Origin of the sequence: Pseudomonas frederiksbergensis, assembly GCF_003732665.1 — a bacterium.
Lineage (GTDB): Bacteria > Pseudomonadota > Gammaproteobacteria > Pseudomonadales > Pseudomonadaceae > Aquipseudomonas > Aquipseudomonas frederiksbergensis_G.
Genome location: NZ_MOBP01000014.1, coordinates 333690 through 354362, shown reverse-complemented (window position 1 = coordinate 354362; position 20673 = coordinate 333690). Strand labels below are relative to the sequence as shown.

Below are 20673 nucleotides of genomic sequence, written 5' to 3'. Positions count from 1 at the left end.
AAGTGATTTGCGGTCTATATTCCTTCTGGCCGCATGCGTCAGACATCGGCTGTTCAATCCCTTTTCTTTTATGAAGAACTGAGCGGGGAACACCGTCATGAGCCCACCTGACGAGCGCAACGGATTCAACCGCCGCCATGTACTGCAAGGCCTTTCAGCGGGCGCCGTCGGTGCCTGGGTCAGCCCACTTTTCGCAGGGAGTAAAACCATGCCCGATGCCCCGGCCGATCTGATTCTGTACAACGGACGCCTGCACACCGTCGACCGCAAGAAGCCACAGGCCAGCGCCGTGGCGATCAAGGACGGACGCTTCGTGGTGGTGGGCAGCGATGCCCAGGCCATGGCCCTGCAAGGTCCCGGCACGCAGATCATCGACCTGCACGGGCGCACGGTGATCCCCGGCCTCAACGACTCGCACCTGCACCTGATTCGCGGCGGCCTCAATTACAACCTGGAACTGCGCTGGGAAGGCGTGCCGTCACTGGTCGATGCGCTACGCCTGCTCAAGGACCAGGCCGACCGCACGCCCACCCCGCAATGGGTGCGCGTGGTGGGTGGCTGGAATGAATTCCAGTTCGCCGAAAAACGCCTGCCGACTATTGAAGAACTGAACAAGGCTGCGCCAGATACGCCGGTGTTCGTCCTGCACCTCTACGACCGCGCCCTGCTCAACCGCGCCGCGCTGAAAGTGGTCGGCTACACCCGCGACACGCCGAACCCGCCGGGTGGCGAGATTGTCCGCGACTCTAATGGCGACCCTACCGGCATGCTGATCGCCCGGCCCAACGCGATGATCCTCTACTCGACCCTGGCCAAGGGCCCGAAACTGCCGCTGGAACACCAAATCAATTCCACCCGCCAGTTCATGCGCGAACTCAATCGCCTGGGCGTGACCAGCGCCATCGATGCCGGTGGCGGTTATCAGAATTACCCGGACGACTATCAGGTCATCCAGCAACTGGCCGACGACAAGCAACTCACGGTGCGCATCGCCTACAACCTGTTCACCCAAAAACCCAAGGAAGAGCTGACCGACTTCAAGCACTGGACCGGCAGCTCCCATTACGGCCAGGGCGATAATTTCCTGCGGCACAACGGCGCCGGGGAAATGCTGGTGTTTTCGGCGGCGGATTTCGAAGACTTCCTGGAACCGCGTCCAGACCTGCCACACACCATGGAACAGGAACTGGAACCGGTGGTGCGCCACTTGGTGGAACAACGCTGGCCGTTCCGCCTGCACGCGACCTACAACGAATCCATTAGCCGCATGCTCGACGTGTTCGAGAAGGTCAATCGCGACATTCCATTCGACGGCTTGCCGTGGTTTTTCGACCACGCGGAAACCATCACCCCACAAAACATCGAGCGGGTGAAAGCCCTGGGCGGCGGGATTGCGATTCAGGATCGCATGGCGTTCCAGGGTGAATACTTCGTCGACCGCTACGGTGCCCAAGCCGCCGAACACACGCCACCGATTGCGCGCATGTTGGCCGAAGGCATTCCGGTCGGCGCCGGCACCGATGCCACCCGCGTGTCGAGCTACAACCCCTGGACCTCGATGTACTGGCTGGTCAGCGGCCGCACCGTCGGTGGTTTGGCGCTTTACCCCCAGGGCTTGAGCCGCGACACCGCGCTGGAACTGTTCACCCACGGCAGCGCCTGGTTCTCGTCCGAGCAAGGGCAGAAAGGCCAGATCAAGGTCGGGCAACTGGCGGATTTGATTGCGCTGTCGGCGGACTATTTCCATATCGAAGACGAAGCGATCAAGTGGATCGAATCGGTGCTGACCATCGTCGACGGCAAGATCGTCTATGGCAGTGTCGAGTTTGAAAAACTCTCGCCACCACCAATTCCGGTGGTGCCCGAGTGGTCGCCGGTGGCCAAGGTGCCGGGGCACTGGAAACCGTTGGCGGCGCAGGTTCATCAATGTGTCGGCGCGTGTGCGGTGCATGCCCACAGTCACCAGCGGGCGCGGATGTCGTCGGCGCCGGTCAGTGACTTCCAAGGCTTTTGGGGCGCTTTTGGCTGCTCCTGTTTCGCCTTCTAACCAACACTGACAATCCCCCTGTGGGAGCGGGCTTGCTCGCGAAAGCGGTGTATCAGTCAACATTTACATCGGCTGACACACCGCTTTCGCAAGCAAGCCCGCTCCCACATTGGGTTAGTGGTGTTCTGTAGAAATCAATCACTCGCTGCTACAAATTTGATCCCCGTCAGTAGCCAGCCTTCCTGCAATCACTACTATCGCCCTTCCATCGAAAGCCAGGGACGGCTCATTGCGAGCCCGCGGCTGAACATTCTCACGGAAGAGGCACCTATGCGTTCGCTAAAAATCATCCTGCTGTCATCCGCCTTCAACGGCTTGACCCAACGCACCTGGCTGGAGTTGCGCCAGGCCGGGCATTCACCCAGCGTGGTGCTGTTCACCGACGACAACGCAGTGTGCGAACAGATTGAGCATTCCGGCGCCGATCTGGTGATCTGCCCGTTCCTCAAGGACCGGGTGCCACAACAACTATGGAGCAACCTCGAGCGCCCGGTGGTGATCATCCATCCCGGCATCGTCGGTGATCGCGGCGCCAGCGCTCTGGACTGGGCGATTAAACATGAACTGGAGCGCTGGGGCGTCACCGCGCTGCAAGCCGCGCAAGAAATGGACGCCGGGCCGGTGTGGGCCACCTGCGAATTCAACCTGCCCCAAGGCCTGCGCAAATCCGAGCTGTACAACGGCCGGGTCAGCGATGCGGCGATCCGTTGCGTGCGCGAAGTGGTGGACAAATTCATCGCCGGGTTCGTCCCGGTGCCGGTGGATTACCGTCAACACCGAGTGCTGGGCCGTTTGCAGCCGAACATGAAACAGGCCGACCGCACCTTCAGTTGGCACGACTGCTCACGCTTTATCAAACGCAGCATCGACGCGGCCGATGGTCAGCCCGGCGTATTGGCCAGTCTGGCCGGCGGTCAGTACTACCTGTATGACGCACACCTGGATCAGCGCAGCGGCACGCCGGGAGAGATTTTGGCAGTGCATGACGACGCGGTGCTGGTGGCGACCGGTGATCACAGCGTCTGGATCGGTTCGCTGCGCCGCAAGCCGCTGCCCGGCGAAGAAACCTTCAAACGCCCGGCGCGGCATGTGCTGGCCCAGCAGTTGAGCGACGTGCCCACCCTTGACTGGTCAATCGCCGCGAACCCGTTCAACACCGAAGACTATCAACCGATCAGTTACCGCGAATCCGGGCAGGTCGGCGAGCTGACGTTCGAGTTCTACAACGGCGCCATGAGCACCGAGCAATGCCAGCGGCTGGTAGAGGCGTTGCGTTGGGCCAAGGCCCGGGACACCCAGGTGCTGCTGATCAAGGGTGGACGCGGCAGTTTTTCCAATGGCGTGCACCTGAACGTGATCCAGGCTGCCGAGGTGCCGGGGCTGGAAGCCTGGGCCAATATCCAGGCGATCGATGACGTTTGCGAAGCACTGCTCAGCGCCCGGCAACTGGTGGTGTGCGGCGTGACCGGCAGCGCCGGGGCCGGTGGTGTGATGCTGGCGCTGGCCGCCGATATCGTCTTCGCCCGCGCTGAAATCGTGCTCAACCCTCACTACAAAACCATGGGGTTGTACGGCTCCGAATACTGGACCTACAGCCTGCCCCGCGCCGTCGGCCAGGCCATGGCGGAAAAACTCACCGAGGACTGGTTGCCGCTCAGCGCGACCCAGGCCTTGCAACTGGGCATGGTCCAGGAAATCGGCCCGCGTTGCCCGGATGAGTTCGGGTTGTGGTTGTTGCAACGGGCCAATGGCGCGTTGAGTGACCCGGCGTATGCGGCGATTCGTGAGCGCAAGGGACGCAGTGATACGCAACTGATGCAGCATTGCCGGAATGCGGAGCTGGAGCAGATGCAACTGGACATGGTGCAGAACAGAAAGCAGTTTGCCGAGAAGTGCGGGAATTTTGTGTTCAAGCGCAGGGTGTGTGGCACGCCGTCGCGGTTGGTGGCGGAGTGGGCGGTGGTGCCAGAGGTTGAGTTGGCGGGGTGATTTTTGCTGCGTTTTAGGGCCTCTTCGCGAGCAAGCCCGCTCCCACAGGGGGGTTGTGTGCGACGCAAATCCAATGTGGGAGCGGGCTTGCTCGCGAAGAACGATCACGCGGTCTCAAGCCTGTAAAAGCAACGCCACCAACGCCGTCCACCCCGTCTGATGACTGGCGCCCAACCCGCGCCCGGTCTCGCCATGGAAGTACTCATGGAACAACACCAGATCGCGACTGGCCGGGTCAGCCTGCAACTGCGCATACCCCGCCATCGACGGCCGATTGCCCGCTTCATCCCTTAAAAACAGCTTGGTCAAACGCTGGCTCAAGCTGTCCGCCACCTCTTCCAGCGACGCGAGAAACCCCGAGCCCGTAGGGTATTCCACCGAGAAATTCTGATCGTAGTACCGGTGAAACTCGCGCAAGGATTCGATCAGCATGTAGTTGATCGGCATCCACACCGGTCCACGCCAGTTGGAGTTGCCGCCGTACAGCCGCGATTCGGATTCCGCCGGTTCGTAATGGGCGCACAGGCTGTCGCCATTGATGCGGATGCCGAAGGGTTGTCCGGCGAAGGCCTTGGACAAGGAGCGAATGCCGAACGGTGACAGGAACTCACCCTCGTCGAGCATGCGTTTGAGCAGGTCCTTGGTCCGTTCGCCCCGCAGCAATGCGAGCAACATGCGATTGCCTTCGCCGGGTTCGGTCCAGCGTGACACCAGGCTCGCCAGGTCCGGGCGGTGGCGCATAAACCCGAGTAACCGCTCGCGCAAACCGGGCAGGCCTTCGTGTTCGTGCTGCTCCAGCACCTGCACGGCGAACAGCGGCATCAGGCCGACAATCGAGCGCAGGCGCAGCGGCTCGTTGACGCCATCGGGGTGGTGCAGCACGTCGTAGAAAAACTGGTCCTGCTCGTCCCACAAGCCTTCGGCCTCGGAGTCGATCTTGTTGATCGCCCCGGCGATGTACAGAAAGTGCTCGAAGAACTTCACCGCGATATCGACGTACACGCTGTTGCGCTTGGCCAGTTCCAGGGCGATGCGCATCAGGTCCAGCGCATAGGCCGCGACCCATGCCGTGCCGTCGGCCTGATCCAGTTGATAACCCGGGGGCAGAATTGCCGAGCGGTCGAAGAGCGCGATGTTATCCAGCCCCAGGAATCCGCCCTGAAACAGGTTGCGGCCCTCGGCGTCCTTGCGGTTGACCCACCAGGAAAAATTCAGCAGCAGCTTATGGAAAATCCGCTCCAGGAAATCCATGTCCCCGGCTCCGGTCAGCGCCTTGTCCTGCTGGTACACGCGCCAGCAGGCCCAGGCGTGCACGGGCGGGTTGGCGTCGTCGAAACGCCATTCGTAGGCCGGCAACTGGCCGTTGGGGTGCATGAAACGGTCTTTGACCAACAGCAACAATTGGTGCTTGGCGAAACCCGGATCGATCAACGCAAACGCCACCGCTTGAAAGCCCAGATCCCACGAGGCGTACCACGGGTATTCCCAGGTGTCGGGCATGGACACGATGTCGAAATTCGACAGGTGCCGCCAATGGGTATTGCGAATGTGCATGCGCTCGGGCGGCGGCGCCGGTTGTGCCGGATCACCGTCGAGCCACTGGTTGACGTCGAAATAGTAGAGCTGTTTTGACCACAGCAACCCCGCCAGGGCCTGGCGCTGCACATTGCGCGCATCGGCGTCCTTGATCCCGGTTTGCAGCGCGGCGTAGAACCCGTCGGCTTCAGCGCGGCGGCGTTCGAACAAGGTCCGGGCGCTGATCTGCGGCGACCCGGCCGGGGCAAAGCGCAGGAACACGCTGCGGGTCTGGCCGGCGTCGAAGTTCAGGATGAAACGGGCAGCGACCTTAGTGCCGCTGTCGTGCCGCACCGCATCGGTGGCGCCGTCGACAATGAAATCATTGATGCCGTCCTTGAACGGACCTTGGGCCGGCACGTTATCGAGCTTGGGAAAGTTGCTTTCATTTTCACAGAACAGCCATTCACAATCGGCCTCACCCCACGCTGTGGCCTGGCGGTCCGGCATGTGCGGATGTTGGGCCAGGACCCGATCGCCACTGAGGCTCAGGTTCGGTTTCTGCCCGTCGGCCACCCAGCTCCAGGTGTTGCGTGCCCACAGCTGGGGCAACACCTGCAACCGCGCCGGTTGATCGGAACGGTTGTGCACGGTGACGCGCATGAAGATGTCATCCGCGGTGTGCTTGGCGTATTCCACCGTCACGTCGAAATAGCGGTTGTCATCGAACACACCGGTGTCGAGGATTTCATATTCGGTATCGGCCAGGCCCCGGCGGGCGTTTTCCCGGACCAGATCGGCGTAGGGAAATTCGGCCTGGGGGTATTTGTAGAGCATGCGCATGTAGGCATGGCTCGGCACGCCGTCGACAAAGAAATACAGCTCCTTGACGTCCTCGCCGTGATTGCCTTCGCTGTTGTTAAGGCCGAACAGACGCTCCTTGAGAATCGGGTCGCGCTCGTTCCACACACCCAGGCCCAGGCACCAGTGCTGTGCCTTGTCGCTGAAGCCAGCGAGGCCATCCTCGCCCCAGCGATAGGCACGGCTGCGCGCGTGTTCGTGGGGGAAATAGCGCCAGGCATCGCCGTCCGCGCTGTAGTCCTCGCGCACCGTGCCCCACTGCCGTTCGCTCAAGTACGGCCCCCACTCGCGCCAGTCCTGGGCCTCGCTGCCGGCCAGGCGCTGGCCTTCCGGGGTGGCGAGGATGTTGGCGGTGGGCTTTGCAGGCATGGGGTGGTCCGTTGGGGCGGGAGATGGGTGCAGTGTAGTGCGCGGGGCACGGCGGGAATGTGAAAACTCTGACACCTTGTCACGAAGGACCGAACACCACCGAACCCTGTGGGAGCGAGCTTGCTCGCGATAGCGGACTGTCTGTAAACATTGATGCAGGATGTGCCGCCGTCATCGCGAGCAAGCTCGCTCCCACAGGGATTGCGGTGTTCAGTAAGACTGGGGGCTCTTACAATGCCCGCACCCCTGACTCCGGCCACCCCATGGACATCGACCTCGCCCGCACTTTCCTGGAAATCGTTCGCCACGGCAGTCTCGCCGCCGCCGCGGAAAAACTCCATGTGACCCAGACCGCCATCACCGCTCGGGTGCAGAAGTTAGAAAGCCAATTGGGCAGCACGCTGTTCGTGCGCAACCGCGCCGGCGCTCGCCTGACCCCGAATGGCGAAGCCTTTGTGGTCTACGCCAATCAACTGGTGCAAACCTGGGAGGCCGCCCGCCGCGACCTGCCACTGCCCGAAGGCTATCGCGACGTGTTGCACATCGGTGGCGAGGTCAGTTTGTGTAATCCGTTGATGCTCAGTTGGGCCGCTGAGTTGCGCGAGAAAATCCCCAGCCACGCCCTGCGCATGGAAATCCGCGACGGCGAAAACCTGCTGCGGCAACTGGAACTGGGCGTGCTCGACGCAGCCCTGGTCTATCAGCCGGAATACTGGCCGCGCCTGCAAGTGGAACAGGTGCTGGAAGAAAAACTGATCCTGGTGCGGCTTGCGGGTAAACCTGATCCCTACGTGTACATCGATTGGGGTCCGGACTTCCGCCGCCAGCACGACGCTGCCCTGCCGGAAAAAGCCAAGGCTGCCCTGAGTTTCAACCTCGGCCCGCTGGCCTTGCAGTACCTGCTGGAACACGGCGGCAGCGGCTATTTCCGCACCCGGGTGGTGCAAAGCTACCTGGAAAGCGGCGTGCTGGAAGTCGTGCCCAAAGCCCCGGAATTCAGTTACCCGACCTATCTGGTTTACTCCCGGGACCGGGACTCGACGACCCTGCAACAAGCCTTCGACCTGCTGCGCGATGTGATCAGGACCGACGATGACTGGTCCCAGCGCTGGAACCCGTTGGGCTGAGTCCATCAAGTGGCAGTTGTGCCCTCAAGGTTCGCCAAGCCTGCGCGGCGGGATCGGCTAATCTGCTGTGATAACAACAATCACAGGTGAGCGCAGTGAGGCAGACCACCCAGGCTTTTCGCACCCGTTACCGTGCCGCGATTCATCGGCGCTACAACCCGTGGCTGCACGGTTCTTTTGTGTTGCTGTTCGGCATCCTCGCCATCGCCGGGTTCTGGCGCACGGTGCAGCAAGTGCAGCCGTTGGAATGGCTGACGGTGCCGTTGACGCTGTTGTTCTTCAACTTCGGCGTGTACATGGTGCACCGCCACCTCGGGCACCATAAAAAGAGCTTCGCGCGGATGTTCTATGCGCGGCATGCCGGCGACCACCACAGCTTTTTCACCCCCGGCCACATGACCTACGACAGCGCCCGGGACTGGCGAGTGATCCTGTTTCCGGCCTGGCTGATCGTGCTCCACACGCTGGTCATCACCCTGCCCCTCTGGTGGCTGTTTTCCCGGGTCAACGCCAACGTTGCCGGGCTGTTCGGCGGCTGTATGGTTTTGGGTTACCTGACCTATGAAGTGTTCCATGCCTGCGAGCACTTGCCGCCGCGCAATCCGGTTACCAGGCTGCCGTGGATCCGCCAGATGCGGCGCCTGCATGAGCTGCATCACCGCCGCGAAGTGATGCAGGAGCGCAACTTCAATATCGTGTTTCCACTGATGGATTACCTGTTCGGCACCCTCTATTGGGAGCCGGAGCACGCCAACCCGCACCCGACGAGAATGCCCATGACCCGCATGCAGCACCAGATCGACATCGCCGGCAACCCGATTGCCGTGCTCGCCTACGCCAGCACCGTGACCCGCTGGCCTGAGTGGCATCCGTCGTCGCTCAAGGTCGATGGCCAGGGCGGCTCACTGCATGCCGGTTCGCACTTCGAGGAGGACATCCGCGCCGGCGGGCGTGACGGGCATTTGAGCTGGGAGGTCGAGGAGTATTTGCCGGGACGGCGCTGGAGTGCCCGGGCCAGGGGCGATCATGGTTTGTCGCTGGTGGTCACCTATGAGTGCGAAGCCCTCGGGGACGGCACGCGGTTTGTCCGCACCCTGGATTATCAATTCAGCGGCTTGGGCATGCGCATCGCCAATCTTGTGCTGCTGAAACGGCGGATCGAGCACGAATCCGCGGCGTCGATGCTGGCGCTGCGGGACATGGCGCAGCGGCACCTGGCCCCGGCGGGAGTGAGCGCGTGAGAGCAGTGTTCAGGTTTGTGTCGCTGCTGATCGTCGTTGTTGTCGCGTTTTTGCTGTTGATGCCGACCCGGCTGAACCCGGTGGCCTGGACCCCGCCGCCAGCGCCGTCCCTGGCCAGCGGCGTGTATGCCGAGAACCAGCGGCTCAAAGAGGTGGAACCGGTCGGCGCCTCGGACATCGACGGGCCAGAGGCGTTGCTGCTGGAAAACGATGCCCTGATCACCGGGCTGCACGACGGCCGGGTGATTCGCACCAGCCTCGATGGCAAGGTGACGAAAGTGCTGACCGACACCGGCGGCCGGCCCTTGGGGTTGGCTCGGCATCCCAATGGTTTGCTGGTGATCGCCGATGGGGTCAAGGGTTTGCTCTCCCTGGATGCCCAGGGCCGGCTGATCCCGTTGACCACCGCCGTCAACGGCGTGCCCTTCGGCTTCACCGATGACGTGGTGATCGACAAACCGGGGCATTACGCCTACTTCAGCGATGCCTCCAGTCGTTGGGGCTATGGCAAGGACGGCGAGGCGATCATCGAACACGGTGGCGACGGGCGTTTGCTGCGCTACGACTTCCAGACCGGCAAAACCACGCTGCTGCTGGACAAACTGGAATTCGCCAATGGCGTGACCCTCGGGCCGGACGATGCCTTTGTCCTGGTCAACGAAACCGGCGCCTATCGCATCACTCGCTATTGGCTGACCGGAGCGAAAGCCGGGACCCATGACGTGTTTATCGACAACCTGCCGGGTCTGCCGGACAACCTCGCGTTCAATGGCCGGGATCGGTTCTGGGTGGCGCTGTATGCCCCGCGTAATGCACTGCTCGATGCCACGGCAGCGCACCCGTTCGTGCGCAAGGTGATCGTGCGGGCGTTAATGGTTCTGCCCAAACCGGTGGAGAAACGAGCGTTTGTGCTGGGGCTGGATGTGGACGGCAAGGTGATAGCCAATTTGCAGGATGCCGGCAGCGGCAACTACTCACCCATTACTACCGTGCGCGAGTATGGCGACTGGCTGTATTTCGGCTCGCTCAAGGCGCAACACATGGCGCGGTTGCCCCTAAGCAAGGCCTTGAACTGATCGTCAATCAAACACCAAACCTGTAGGAGCAAAGCTTGCTCGCGAAAGCGGCGTGTCAGTCAACATGGATGTTGAATTTGATGTCGCCTTCGCGAGCAAGCTCGCTCCCACAGGGGATGGGGTGTTTATCGAGAATAGGTGGCGAAACCAATCAAATGTGGGAGCGAGCCTGCTCGCGAAAGCGCCTGCACATCCAACATTGATGGGTCAGACAAACCGCCTTCGCGAGCAGGCTCGCTCCCACAGGGGGAGTTATGCGTCGGGGATTTCGGGGTTTACTGGCTTGCCCTTCTCATCGTCCGGAATTTCATCGGTATCCGGTTCTTCAGGCTTGACGGTATTGCGCTGCGGGCTAAGCGGTTCAGGGTGAGTCGGGATCGGGTCGTACCCGCCCTGCTCTTCACTGGGGAATTTTGGCTCGGTCATAAGGGCACCTCTGAAAAGCGAGTCACTGGATGTTCAGACTCTGTACTTTCGAGGTGCCGGTCGTTATCGCCGTTCCAATTATTCAGTCACCGGTCGTCGGTGGTTCAGGTAGGCGACTTGAGTTGTTGGACGATTTTGTCCTTGACCAGCAATCGCTGTTCCTTGAGCTTTTTCAGGGCGTCGTCGCTGGGGGCATCGGACTGGGCGGTCTCAGCCTTGACCACCTCTTTATCCGCCTGCACGTACTTATTGATCAGTGAATCCAGTAACGGATCCTTGGTGCGTTTTTGCTGGATCTCTTCCTTGGATATTTTCAGGTCCTGATAAAGGTCGTGTTGCACCGGCATGGAACACCTCCGTTTGTTGATCGGCAGCAAACGCGATCGATTGCGTTCACCAACCATCAGAATGGCCTCGGTTACCCGGTTCTGTCGACCTCCTGTCAGACCAGCGGTGGCCGTTCGTCGTCGCTTTGCGATTGCGATCAAACCTTTCGTCCCGCGCTTGCCTCCACTGAATAACGGTCACCCGATCGCCTACATAACCCGTGTGGAGAATAACCAATGGACGGATTAAACCTGCGCCACCTCGCCCTGGCAGTCGCCCTGAGCAGCAGCATGGGCACCGCTTTCGCGGCCACTTCCAACGATTTTGTCGACAACGCGGCCGCCGGCGGCATCGCCGAAGTCGAAACCAGCAAACTGGCCCTGGAAAAAAGCTCATCGGCGGACATCAAGTCCTTCGCCAACATGATGATCACCGACCACAGCAAGGCCAACGATGAGCTGGCGGCCCTGGCGAAAAAGCATGACATCGAGGTGCCGGACAGCACGACGCTGGTCAAGCAGGCCAAGGCGAAAATCCTCGACCTGCGCGACGAATCCTTCGATGCGGCCTACGCCAACAACCAGGTGAAGGCCCATGAAGAAACCATCGCGCTGTTCAAGAAGGAAGCGGACACGGTGACCGACGACAAAAAGCCGGGGGCCACTGAGTTGAAAGGCTTTGCGCAGAAAATGCTGCCAGCGTTGCAGAAGCACCTGGACGCGGCGAAAGAACTGCAAGTGGCTCACCCCAGTAAATAAGCCGTCCGCATAACCCCTGTGGGAGCGGGCTTGCTCGCGAAAGCGCCGGATCAGTCAATGATGATGTCGACTGATCCAACGCCTTCGCGAGCAAGCCCGCTCCCACAGTTGTTTTGTGCTCGGCGGTTAGCCCCCGTCAGTATCAATATCCGCATCGGTTTCTTCCCTTGGCTTCGGTCGATCCGGTTTTGGCGTGAAGCCCGGGCTGAACTCGTTGTCATTGTCGTCATGGCGGTTTTTCTGATCGACCGCTGAGTCGGCGCTATTGGGCTTGGCGGTGGTCTGGTTCTGCCCGCTGTCACCGTCCCCCGGCACGTGCGGGTCAATCGCCGGGTCATTGCGATCCACCGGCGCCCCGGTCTGATCCTGTTGTTGAGACTGGTCTTTCATAAGTACCTCGCTCTTCAGTGCACATGCACGGCCAAAACAGTCGGGCCTTGAAGATTCGAAGCCATCCACCGCGCAGGGTTCAATCGGATGAAACGCGTTCCCCTACGGATGAAAAACGGCCCCTGCGGACGAAACGCACCCCCTGTAGGAGCAAGGCTTGCCCGCGATAGCAATCTCAAGGACGCCATCGCGGGCAAGCCTTGCTCCTACGAAAGCGCTGGGGTAAAAGATCGCCGCCTTCGGCAACGCCTACTAGAGTTGTGCTCAGGATGAAAAAATCCTGCCGTGGGCGAACAACTATTTCACGCGGCAAATGTCATTGATTTGCGCCGATTATTTTTAGGGCAGTCGGCCATCATTCCAGGGAGATACGACACATGGCAGCACTGCACAGCAACACGCTCGAAGCGATCAAGAACAACCAGGCGCAGTTACTCGCCGAATGGACAAAAAGCCTCGAGGCCAGTGGTGCAACGCGCAACGTCAAGGAGCAAGACCTGAAGCAACAGACTTCAGAGTTCCTGCACCTGATCATTTCCGGGCTGGAGCACGGTAACGGGCAGAACATCACCGCCCCCGGCTGGGACGAGATTCGCCAGTTCCTCGAAAAACTGTCCCATAGCCGCGCCTTGCTCGGCCTGGATTCGCAACAAACCGCCAGTTTTATCTTCTCGCTCAAAGGCCCGATGTTTGGCCTGCTGCAAAACCTCTACAAGGACACTCCGGCGCAGTTGGCTGAACAGCTCTGGGAAATCTCCGAACTGCTCGACGCCCTGGGCATGCACACCATCCGCACCTTCCAGAAATCCCGGGAAGCGGTGATCAAGCGTCAACAGGAAGAATTGCTGGAGCTGTCGACCCCGGTGGTCAAGCTGTGGGATGGCGTGCTGGCGTTGCCGATGATCGGCACCCTCGACTCGCAACGCACCCAGGTGGTGATGGAATCGCTGCTGCAACGGATCGTCGACACCGGTTCGGAAATCGCCATCATCGACATCACCGGTGTGCCCACCGTCGACACCCTGGTGGCGCAGCACCTGCTCAAGACCGTGACCGCCATTCGCCTGATGGGCGCCGATTGCATTATCAGCGGCGTGCGTCCGCAGATCGCGCAAACCATCGTGCACCTGGGCCTGGACCTGCAAGGCGTGGTCACCAAGGCCAACCTGGCTGATGCCCTGAAACTGGCCCTGACGCGCCTGGGAATCACCGTCAGCAAGGCGGTATGAGGCGATGGAACGCATCCCGATTCTGCAAATGGGCGACTTCCTGCTGGTGACCATCCAGGTCGACATGCATGACCAGCTCGCCCTCACCCTTCAGGACGACCTGTCCGAGCGCATCAGCCGCACCTCGGCCCGGGGCGTGTTGATCGATATCTCGGCGCTGGACATGGTCGATTCGTTTATTGGGCGGATGATCGGCACCATTTCCGGCCTGTCGAGCATCATGGACGCCAAGACCGTGCTGGTGGGCATGCAACCGGCCGTGGCCATCACCCTGGTGGAGCTGGGTATGACCCTGCCCGGCGTCAGCACCGCGCTGAACGTCGAGCGGGGGATGAAACTGCTGCAGGACCGAGTACGCGAACAATGACCGTGCGCAGCAGCGGCAGCCAACCCATCCAAATCGAGCAAGACGTGGTGCTGGCCCGCCAGACCGCGCGCAAACTCGCCCAGGAATGCGGCATGCGGCTAATCGACCTGACCAAACTGGTGACCGCCGTCAGCGAGCTGGCGCGCAACACCATGGTCTATGGCGGTGGCGGCGACATGGACTGGCAAATCCTCGACGAAAACGCCCGCACCGGGTTGCGCCTGGTCTTTCGTGACGAAGGCCCGGGCATCCCCGACATCAAGTTGGCCATGACCGACGGCTGGACCTCCGGCAGTGGACTTGGACTTGGGCTGACCGGGGCCAAACGGCTGGTGGAAGAGTTCGAACTGGAAACCGAGCCTGGCAAAGGCACACGCATAACGATTACCCGATGGACATGACTATTGGCGGCACCCTGACGCTCGTACTGCCGATCGAAGACAGCAGTCAGATCGGTCATGCCCGGCGCACCGCGCAGAAACTCGCGGAGCAACACGGCTTCGACGCCACCGACGCCGGACGCGTAGCGCTGGTGACCACGGAGCTGGCCAGCAACATTCTCAAGCACGCGGCCCGGGGCGAATTGCATATCCGGACATTGCCGCGCCCGAACGGCGCCGGGGTTGAAATCCTTGCCGTGGACCGTGCCGGCGGCTTCGATTTGCAGGCGTGCCTGACCGATGGCTTTTCCACCGGCGGCACCCAGGGTATCGGATTGGGCGCGGTGTCGCGCCAGACTGACGTGTTCGACGTCTACGCCGATTCCCGTGGTGCGGTGCTGTTGGCGCGTCTGTATCCACGCAGCGACAAGGCGCCGGACCGGCGCATCGGCGTCAGCCAGCATTCATTGCATAACGACCCGGCGTGCGGCGATGTCTGGCACCTGGCGTTTGACGGGCCGCGCATCAGCGTGTTGGTCATCGATGGCCTGGGCCACGGCGAAGAAGCCGAACGCGCCGCCCGGGCCGGTGAAAAAGCCTTCGCCGTGGCGCCGTTCGCCTCGCCGCTGCTGTTGCTCGGAGACATGCATCACGCCATGATCGGCACCCGTGGCGGCGCGGCAGCCTTCGCCCAGTTCGATGGCGATGCCTTGAAATATGTCGGCATCGGCAATATCGGCGGCTGCCTGATCACCCCGGACAAATCCCGTGGCCTGGCCTCCCACCCCGGCATTGTCGGCGGCCAATATCGGAAGGCCCAACCCTTTGACTATGCTCATGTGAACGGACACCTATTGATCATGTACAGCGACGGCCTGCAGTCCCGATGGAACCTGCAAGATTACCCCGGCCTGGTGCACCGCCACCCCGCCGTGATTGCCGCTGTCCTGCACCGCGATTTCTGTCGCGCCCGGGACGATGTAACGGTAGTGGTCGTTGCCCTGGAGGCCGCCCATGGCTGAGTCACCCAACCTGACGCCGGACGAACAAGCGACCCTCATCGCGCAATTGCAGAGTGAAGCCAACGCCCTGCGCGACGAGCTCGATGAAACCAACCAGGGCGTGCTGGCGCTGTATGCCGAACTCGACGAACAGGCCGACCAATTGCGCCAGGCCTCGGACTTGAAAAGCCGTTTCCTGTCGTACATGAGCCACGAGTTCCGCACGCCGCTGGGCTCGATCCTGAGCATTACCGGCCTGCTGACCGATGAACTCGACGGCCCTCTGAGCCCCGAGCAGCACAAGCAAGTCGCCTTCGTCAGCGGTGCGGCGCGGGAGTTGAGCGACATGGTCGACGACTTGCTGGACCTGGCGAAGATCGAGGCCGGGCGCATCAGCATTTCCCCGGCCTGGTTCGACATGTTCGACCTGTTTGCCGCCCTGCGCGGCATGTTCCGGCCTATCGTCGATGGCAGCGCCGTGGACCTGATCTTCGAAGAGCCGGTGGGCATCCCTCGGCTGTATACCGATGACAAGAAACTCGCGCAGATCCTGCGCAACTTCATTTCCAACTCGCTGAAGTTCACCACCCGTGGTGAAGTGCGGGTCTCGGCGCGGCTGGAAAACAGTGATCACGTGCGTTTCGCGGTCAGCGACACCGGAATAGGTATCGCCCCGGAGCTACATGGCGCATTGTTCGAGGACTTTTCCCAGGTCGATTCCCCGCTGCAAAAACGCCTGCGCGGCACCGGGCTGGGTTTGTCCCTGTGCAAACGCTTCGCCGCGCTGCTGGGGGGCGAAGTCGGGGTGCAGAGTACGCCGGGCGCCGGCTCGACCTTTTTCGTGATCATCCCGCTGGCCATCGCCGTGGAGCCTGCCGATGAAACGTGACATTCGCTTGTTGATCGTCGACGACAACGTTGCCACCCGCTACGCCCTGCGCCGGCGCCTGGAAAGCCACGGCTACGAGATTCTCGAAGCCGGCACCGGTGGCGATGGGCTGGCGCTGATCGACAGCGAACGGATCGACGCGCTGATCCTCGACGTCAACCTGCCGGACATGAGCGGTTTCGACATCGTGCGCAAATTGCGCGCCGACGCGGCCACCGCCCTGCTCCCGGTGATTCACGTGTCGGCGGCGTCGATCCAGACCGGCGACATCATCACCGGCCTCGACGCCGGCGCCGACGCTTATCTGATTCACCCGGTGGACCCGGACGTGTTGCTGGCGACTTTGCGCACGCTGCTGCGGGTGCGGGACACCGAGAACGCGTTGCGCGAAAGCGAGGCGCGCTTTCGCGAGATCTTCACCAACGTCTCGGCGCCCATCGCGGTGATGGACGCGGCCCTGAAAGTCCATGAGTGCAATCACGCCTTCGCCCAGTTGATCCAGGACAACCTCGACCCGCAGACCCTGCGCGAATGCTTTGCCGACGATCAGGGCGCGGTGATCGATGAGTTGCGTTTGCGCCTGGCCTACGGCGAGCGCTGGAAAGGCACGCTGAACATGCGGGTCGAAGGCCAGGTGCGGGAAACCGAGTGGCAGATTTCGCCGTATCGCACTCCGGAATTGAGCCTGGTGTTCGTCGAGGACGTCACCGAACACCGGCACCGCGAACGCTCGCACCTGGCCCGGCTCGACGACGCCACCACGCAGTTGGCCAAAGAAGTCGCCGAGCGGGTGCGCACCGAAGCGCAACTGTTGCAAGTGCAGAAAATGGATGCCTTGGGCAAGTTGACCGGGGGCATCGCCCATGACTTCAACAATCTGCTCACCGGCATCATCACCAGCCTGGAACTGATCCAGAAACGGGTCGCAGATGGGCGCACCGACAAGGTTCAGTTCTACGCCGAAGCCGCGCTGAACTCGGCCATGAGCGCCGCGTCCATGACCCATCGCCTGCTGGCCTTCGCACGCCAGCAACCACTCGACACCCGGCCGGTGGACATCAACGAAAACATCCGTTCCCTGGAAGAACTGCTGATTCGCACCATCGGCGAGCGCATTACCCTGAGGCTGGAACTGACCTCCAAAGCGGCCATCGCGCTGGTCGATCCGATCCAGCTGGAAAGCGCTGTGCTCAATCTGGTGATCAACGCCCGGGATGCGTTGCCCCAGGGCGGCAATATCTGGGTCAGCACCTACGCCGCTTACTCCCATGGCGATCCGAATCTGGCGGATGGCGCCTATGTGGCGCTGGCGGTGCGCGATGACGGCACCGGCATCGAGCACAGCGTGATCGACAAGGTCTTCGATCCGTTTTTCACCACCAAACCCTTGGGCCAGGGCACCGGGTTGGGGCTGTCGACCATCTACGGTTTCGCCCGCCAGTCCGGGGGCGACGCGCACATTCGCAGCGTGGCGCGACGCGGCACCGAAGTGACTATTATGCTGCCGGCCAGCGCCGACCTGCTGGCCACCGAAACGCAAGCGGTGGTCGTGGATTCCCAGGGTGCAGGGGAGCATGTGCTGATTGTCGAAGACATGCCGTCGGTGCGTATGTTCGTCGCCGAGGTGCTGGTGGATGCGGGGTATCGCTGCACCCAGGTGGAAGACATCGAAACGGCGCTGGAGCGGTTGCAGAACGACCCGTCGATTGACCTGATGCTCACCGACGTCGGCCTGCCGCGCATGAGCGGCCGGGAACTGGCGGATGTCGCCCGGGGTTGGCGCGAGGGCTTGCCGATCCTGTTCATGACCGGCTACGCGGAAAATGCCCTGAATCGCCAGGTGTTCCTGGGAGAAGGCATGGACATGCTGATCAAGCCGTTTCAGATCAGTGAATTGCTGGACAAGGTTCGCCGCAGCCTCGACGGCGCCTGACCCCCGATCGTTCCCACGCTCTGCGTGGGAATGCAGCCCGGGACGCTCTGCGTCCCATTGGAACGCGGAGCGTCCCTTGAGGCATTCCCACGCAGAGCGTGGGAACGATCCTTCACCGCTATTTCAAACCAGCACCCGAGCCAAAAACGGCGCCGTGCGGCTTTTTTTGTTTTTGGCCACGGTCTGCGGCGTGCCCGCCACGACAATTTTGCCGCCCTGATCCCCCGCCCCCGGCCCGATGTCGATCACCCAGTCACTCTGGGCGACCACGCGCATTTCATGCTCGACCACGATCACCGTGTGCCCCGCCGTCACCAGGGTGTCCAGTTGCTCCAGCAACCGGTCGACATCCCGTGGATGCAACCCGGTGGTGGGTTCGTCGAGCACGTACAGCGTCGCGCCGCGCTGGTTGCGCTGCAGCTCAGTCGCCAGTTTGATCCGCTGGGCTTCGCCGCCAGAGAGTTCGGTCGCCGGCTGACCCAGGCGCAAGTAACCGAGGCCGATATCCCGCAGCACTTCCAGCGAACGGCGAATCCCCGGTTGCTCGGCAAACACAGTCACCGCGTCGTCCACGGTCAACTGCAACACTTGGGCGATGCTCAGGCCCTGCCAGGTGATGGCCAGGGTCTGCGGGTTGTAGCGCGCACCGTGGCAGGTCGGGCATGGCGCGTAGACGCTGGGCATGAACAGCAATTCAACGCTGACAAACCCCTCGCCTTCGCAGGTCGGGCAACGGCCCTTGGCGACGTTGAAGGAAAACTGCCCGGCGTCATAACCCTCAGCCTGGGCCGCAGGAGTCGCAGCGAACAGTTTGCGTACGTTATCGAACAGCCCGGTGTAGGTCGCCAGATTGGAGCGCGGTGTGCGACCGATGGGTTTCTGATCGACTTGCACCAGGCGCTTGATCGACTCCAACCCCGCCGTAACCTGGCCACCGCTGACTTGCGGCGCGTCGTCCTCCAGGCTCAGTTCTTCCGGTTCGCTGGCCGTCCGCCCCAGATGCGCGCCGACCAATTCCAACAGCGCCTGACTGACCAGGCTCGACTTGCCGGAACCCGAGACACCGGTCACCGCCGTGAAGCAGCCCAGGGGAAATTCGACGCTGAGGTTATTCAGGTTATTGCGGGTGATGCCTTCCAGCCGCAGCCAGTCCTGGGCCTTGCGCAGCTTGCGCGGTGCCGTGAAGTGTTCGGCGAACAAATAGACGCGGGTCTGTGATTCAGTGACGTGCTCCAACCCCGAAGGATGGCCGCTGTAGAGAATATGCCCGCCATGCTCGCCCGCCGCCGGCCCGACATCGATCAGCCAATCCGCCCGACGCATGGTTTCCAGGTCATGCTCGACCACGAACAAGGTGTTGCCCGCCGCTTTCAAACGTTGCAGGGCTTCGAACAACGCCTCGCCATCCGCCGGATGCAGGCCGGCGGACGGCTCGTCGAGCACGTAGATCACGCCAAACAACTGCGAACCCAATTGCGTCGCCAGGCGCAGGCGCTGCAATTCGCCGGACGACAGGGTCGGCGTGCTGCGCTCCAGGGCCAGGTAACCGAGGCCAAGGTCGGTCAAGGTGCTGACCCGCTCCAGCAAGTCCTGGGCGATGCGTTGCGCGGCCAGGCGTTTCTCCACCGACAGGTTTGGCGTGTGGCGCACGTCCGGTGCGTTAGTGTGACCACTGGCGCCGTGGGCGACGCGCTGTGCGCGTGCCTCGCGGGTCTGGTCATGGGTCAGCACTTCGCCGGGTTCATCGGCCTGTTCGAGGTAGCTGTGGGCCGCCACCGGGCGCAGCACTTCGGCCACTTGCAGCAACGGCATCTGCGACAACTCGCCAATGTCGTAACCGGCGAAGGTCACCGACAACGCCTCGCGCTTGAGGCGTTTGCCGTCGCACAACGGGCACGGACTGCCGAGCATGAATTGCGAGACGCGCTTCTTCATCAGGGCGCTTTGGGACTGGCTGAAAGTGTGCAGGATGTAGCGCCGGGCGCCGGTGAAGGTGCCTTGGTAACTCGGTTCCATTTTGCGCTGGAGGGCGACTTTGGTTTCTTGCGGCGTGAGCCCGGCGTACACCGGCACCGTGGGGGTTTCTTCGGTGAAGAGAATCCAGTCCCGCTGCTTTTTCGGCAACTTGCGCCAGGGAATATCGACGTCGATGCCCATGGTCACGAGGATGTCCCGCAGGTTTTGCCCTTGCCAGGCCAACGGCCACGAAGCCACCGCACGTTGGCGGATGGTCAGGCTCGGGTCCGGGACCATCAGCGCCTCGGTCACTTCATAGACCCGACCCAGGCCATGGCACTCCGGGCACGCGCCTTGGGGCGTGTTCGGCGAGAAGTCCTCGGCGTAGAGCATCGCTTGCCCCGGCGGGTAACTGCCGGCCCGGGAATAGAGCATACGGATCAGGCTCGACAACGTGGTCACACTGCCCACCGAAGAACGCGTGCTCGGCGTGCCCCGCTGCTGTTGCAGGGCCACGGCCGGCGGCAAGCCTTCAATGGAATCGACGTCCGGCACCCCGACCTGATCGATCAGGCGCCGGGCATAGGGCGCCACGGATTCGAAATAGCGCCGCTGCGCTTCGGCGTACAGCGTCGAAAACGCCAGGGACGACTTGCCTGAACCGGACACACCGGTGAACACCACCAGGGCATCCCGAGGAATGTCCACGTCGACGTTCTTGAGGTTGTGCTCCCGGGCGCCGCGCACCCTGACCATGCCGGAGGGAGGGGTTGGGGTGCGCTGTGAAGTCAT

Annotated in this window: 17 protein-coding genes; 12 read left to right on the top strand and 5 right to left on the bottom strand. The window is 62.1% G+C overall.

Annotated features, from left to right (window positions below):
* The first annotated feature begins 208 nt into the window (after positions 1–208).
* Both BK665_RS23450 and BK665_RS23445 read left to right on the top strand, forming a co-directional pair.
* Positions 209–2047, top strand: coding sequence for an amidohydrolase (locus BK665_RS23450; RefSeq protein ID WP_123408973.1), 1839 nt, complete (start codon positions 209–211; stop codon positions 2045–2047).
* A 270-nt stretch (positions 2048–2317) separates the two neighbouring features.
* Positions 2318–4036, top strand: coding sequence for a hydrogenase maturation protein (locus BK665_RS23445; RefSeq protein ID WP_123408972.1), 1719 nt, complete (start codon positions 2318–2320; stop codon positions 4034–4036).
* 114 nt (positions 4037–4150) lie between these two features.
* On the opposite strand, the gene BK665_RS23440 is transcribed toward BK665_RS23445, so the two are convergent.
* Complete coding sequence (locus BK665_RS23440; RefSeq protein ID WP_123408971.1) at positions 4151–6781, bottom strand: MGH1-like glycoside hydrolase domain-containing protein; 2631 nt, start codon at positions 6779–6781, stop codon at positions 4151–4153.
* 263 nt (positions 6782–7044) lie between these two features.
* Between BK665_RS23440 and BK665_RS23435 the strand changes: the two genes are divergently transcribed.
* The 3 genes from BK665_RS23435 (at position 7045) to BK665_RS23425 (ending at position 10225) form a co-directional block, all read left to right on the top strand.
* Positions 7045–7908: a LysR family transcriptional regulator gene (locus tag BK665_RS23435; RefSeq protein ID WP_123408970.1), complete on the top strand. Its 864-nt coding sequence runs from the start codon at positions 7045–7047 to the stop codon at positions 7906–7908.
* A 95-nt stretch (positions 7909–8003) separates the two neighbouring features.
* The gene (locus BK665_RS23430; protein ID WP_123408969.1) at positions 8004–9149 is read left to right on the top strand and encodes a sterol desaturase/SRPBCC family protein; all 1146 of its coding nucleotides are present in this window, start codon (positions 8004–8006) and stop codon (positions 9147–9149) included.
* A gap of 59 nt (positions 9150–9208) precedes the next feature.
* A complete protein-coding gene (locus BK665_RS23425; protein ID WP_123409016.1) occupies positions 9209–10225 on the top strand; it encodes an SMP-30/gluconolactonase/LRE family protein in 1017 nt (338 codons plus the stop codon).
* A gap of 252 nt (positions 10226–10477) precedes the next feature.
* Here the strand turns inward: BK665_RS23425 and BK665_RS34520 are convergent, their stop codons facing one another.
* Positions 10478–10651 carry a hypothetical protein gene (locus BK665_RS34520; protein ID WP_185076610.1) on the bottom strand — a complete coding sequence of 58 codons (174 nt, stop codon included), beginning with the start codon at positions 10649–10651 and terminating at the stop codon, positions 10478–10480.
* A 104-nt stretch (positions 10652–10755) separates the two neighbouring features.
* Positions 10756–10998: a DUF465 domain-containing protein gene (locus tag BK665_RS23415; protein WP_123409015.1), complete on the bottom strand. Its 243-nt coding sequence runs from the start codon at positions 10996–10998 to the stop codon at positions 10756–10758.
* Between the two features lie 216 nt (positions 10999–11214).
* On the opposite strand from BK665_RS23415, the gene BK665_RS23410 reads away from it, so the two are divergent.
* Entirely contained in the window at positions 11215–11736 is a 522-nt protein-coding gene (locus BK665_RS23410) for a DUF4142 domain-containing protein (protein ID WP_123408968.1), read from the top strand.
* A gap of 126 nt (positions 11737–11862) precedes the next feature.
* On the opposite strand, the gene BK665_RS23405 is transcribed toward BK665_RS23410, so the two are convergent.
* Positions 11863–12126, bottom strand: coding sequence for a hypothetical protein (locus tag BK665_RS23405; RefSeq protein WP_123408967.1), 264 nt, complete (start codon positions 12124–12126; stop codon positions 11863–11865).
* A gap of 377 nt (positions 12127–12503) precedes the next feature.
* On the opposite strand from BK665_RS23405, the gene BK665_RS23400 reads away from it, so the two are divergent.
* The 6 genes from BK665_RS23400 to BK665_RS23375 are packed head-to-tail and all read left to right on the top strand — an operon-like array spanning position 12504 to position 17925.
* Positions 12504–13355: an STAS domain-containing protein gene (locus BK665_RS23400; RefSeq protein WP_123408966.1), complete on the top strand. Its 852-nt coding sequence runs from the start codon at positions 12504–12506 to the stop codon at positions 13353–13355.
* A 4-nt stretch (positions 13356–13359) separates the two neighbouring features.
* A complete protein-coding gene (locus tag BK665_RS23395) occupies positions 13360–13722 on the top strand; it encodes an STAS domain-containing protein (RefSeq protein ID WP_123408965.1) in 363 nt (120 codons plus the stop codon).
* Positions 13719–14123 carry an anti-sigma regulatory factor gene (locus BK665_RS23390; RefSeq protein WP_054055096.1) on the top strand — a complete coding sequence of 135 codons (405 nt, stop codon included), beginning with the start codon at positions 13719–13721 and terminating at the stop codon, positions 14121–14123. Before BK665_RS23395 ends, BK665_RS23390 begins: the two co-directional genes overlap by 4 nt.
* The gene (locus tag BK665_RS23385; protein WP_123409014.1) at positions 14120–15124 is read left to right on the top strand and encodes an ATP-binding protein; all 1005 of its coding nucleotides are present in this window, start codon (positions 14120–14122) and stop codon (positions 15122–15124) included. Before BK665_RS23390 ends, BK665_RS23385 begins: the two co-directional genes overlap by 4 nt.
* The gene (locus BK665_RS23380; protein ID WP_123408964.1) at positions 15117–15992 is read left to right on the top strand and encodes a sensor histidine kinase; all 876 of its coding nucleotides are present in this window, start codon (positions 15117–15119) and stop codon (positions 15990–15992) included. Before BK665_RS23385 ends, BK665_RS23380 begins: the two co-directional genes overlap by 8 nt.
* The gene (locus tag BK665_RS23375) at positions 15982–17925 is read left to right on the top strand and encodes a PAS domain-containing hybrid sensor histidine kinase/response regulator (RefSeq protein ID WP_123408963.1); all 1944 of its coding nucleotides are present in this window, start codon (positions 15982–15984) and stop codon (positions 17923–17925) included. Before BK665_RS23380 ends, BK665_RS23375 begins: the two co-directional genes overlap by 11 nt.
* A gap of 123 nt (positions 17926–18048) precedes the next feature.
* Here BK665_RS23375 and BK665_RS23370 read toward each other — a convergent pair whose 3' ends face one another.
* Positions 18049–20673, bottom strand: coding sequence for an excinuclease ABC subunit UvrA (locus BK665_RS23370; protein WP_123408962.1), 2625 nt, complete (start codon positions 20671–20673; stop codon positions 18049–18051).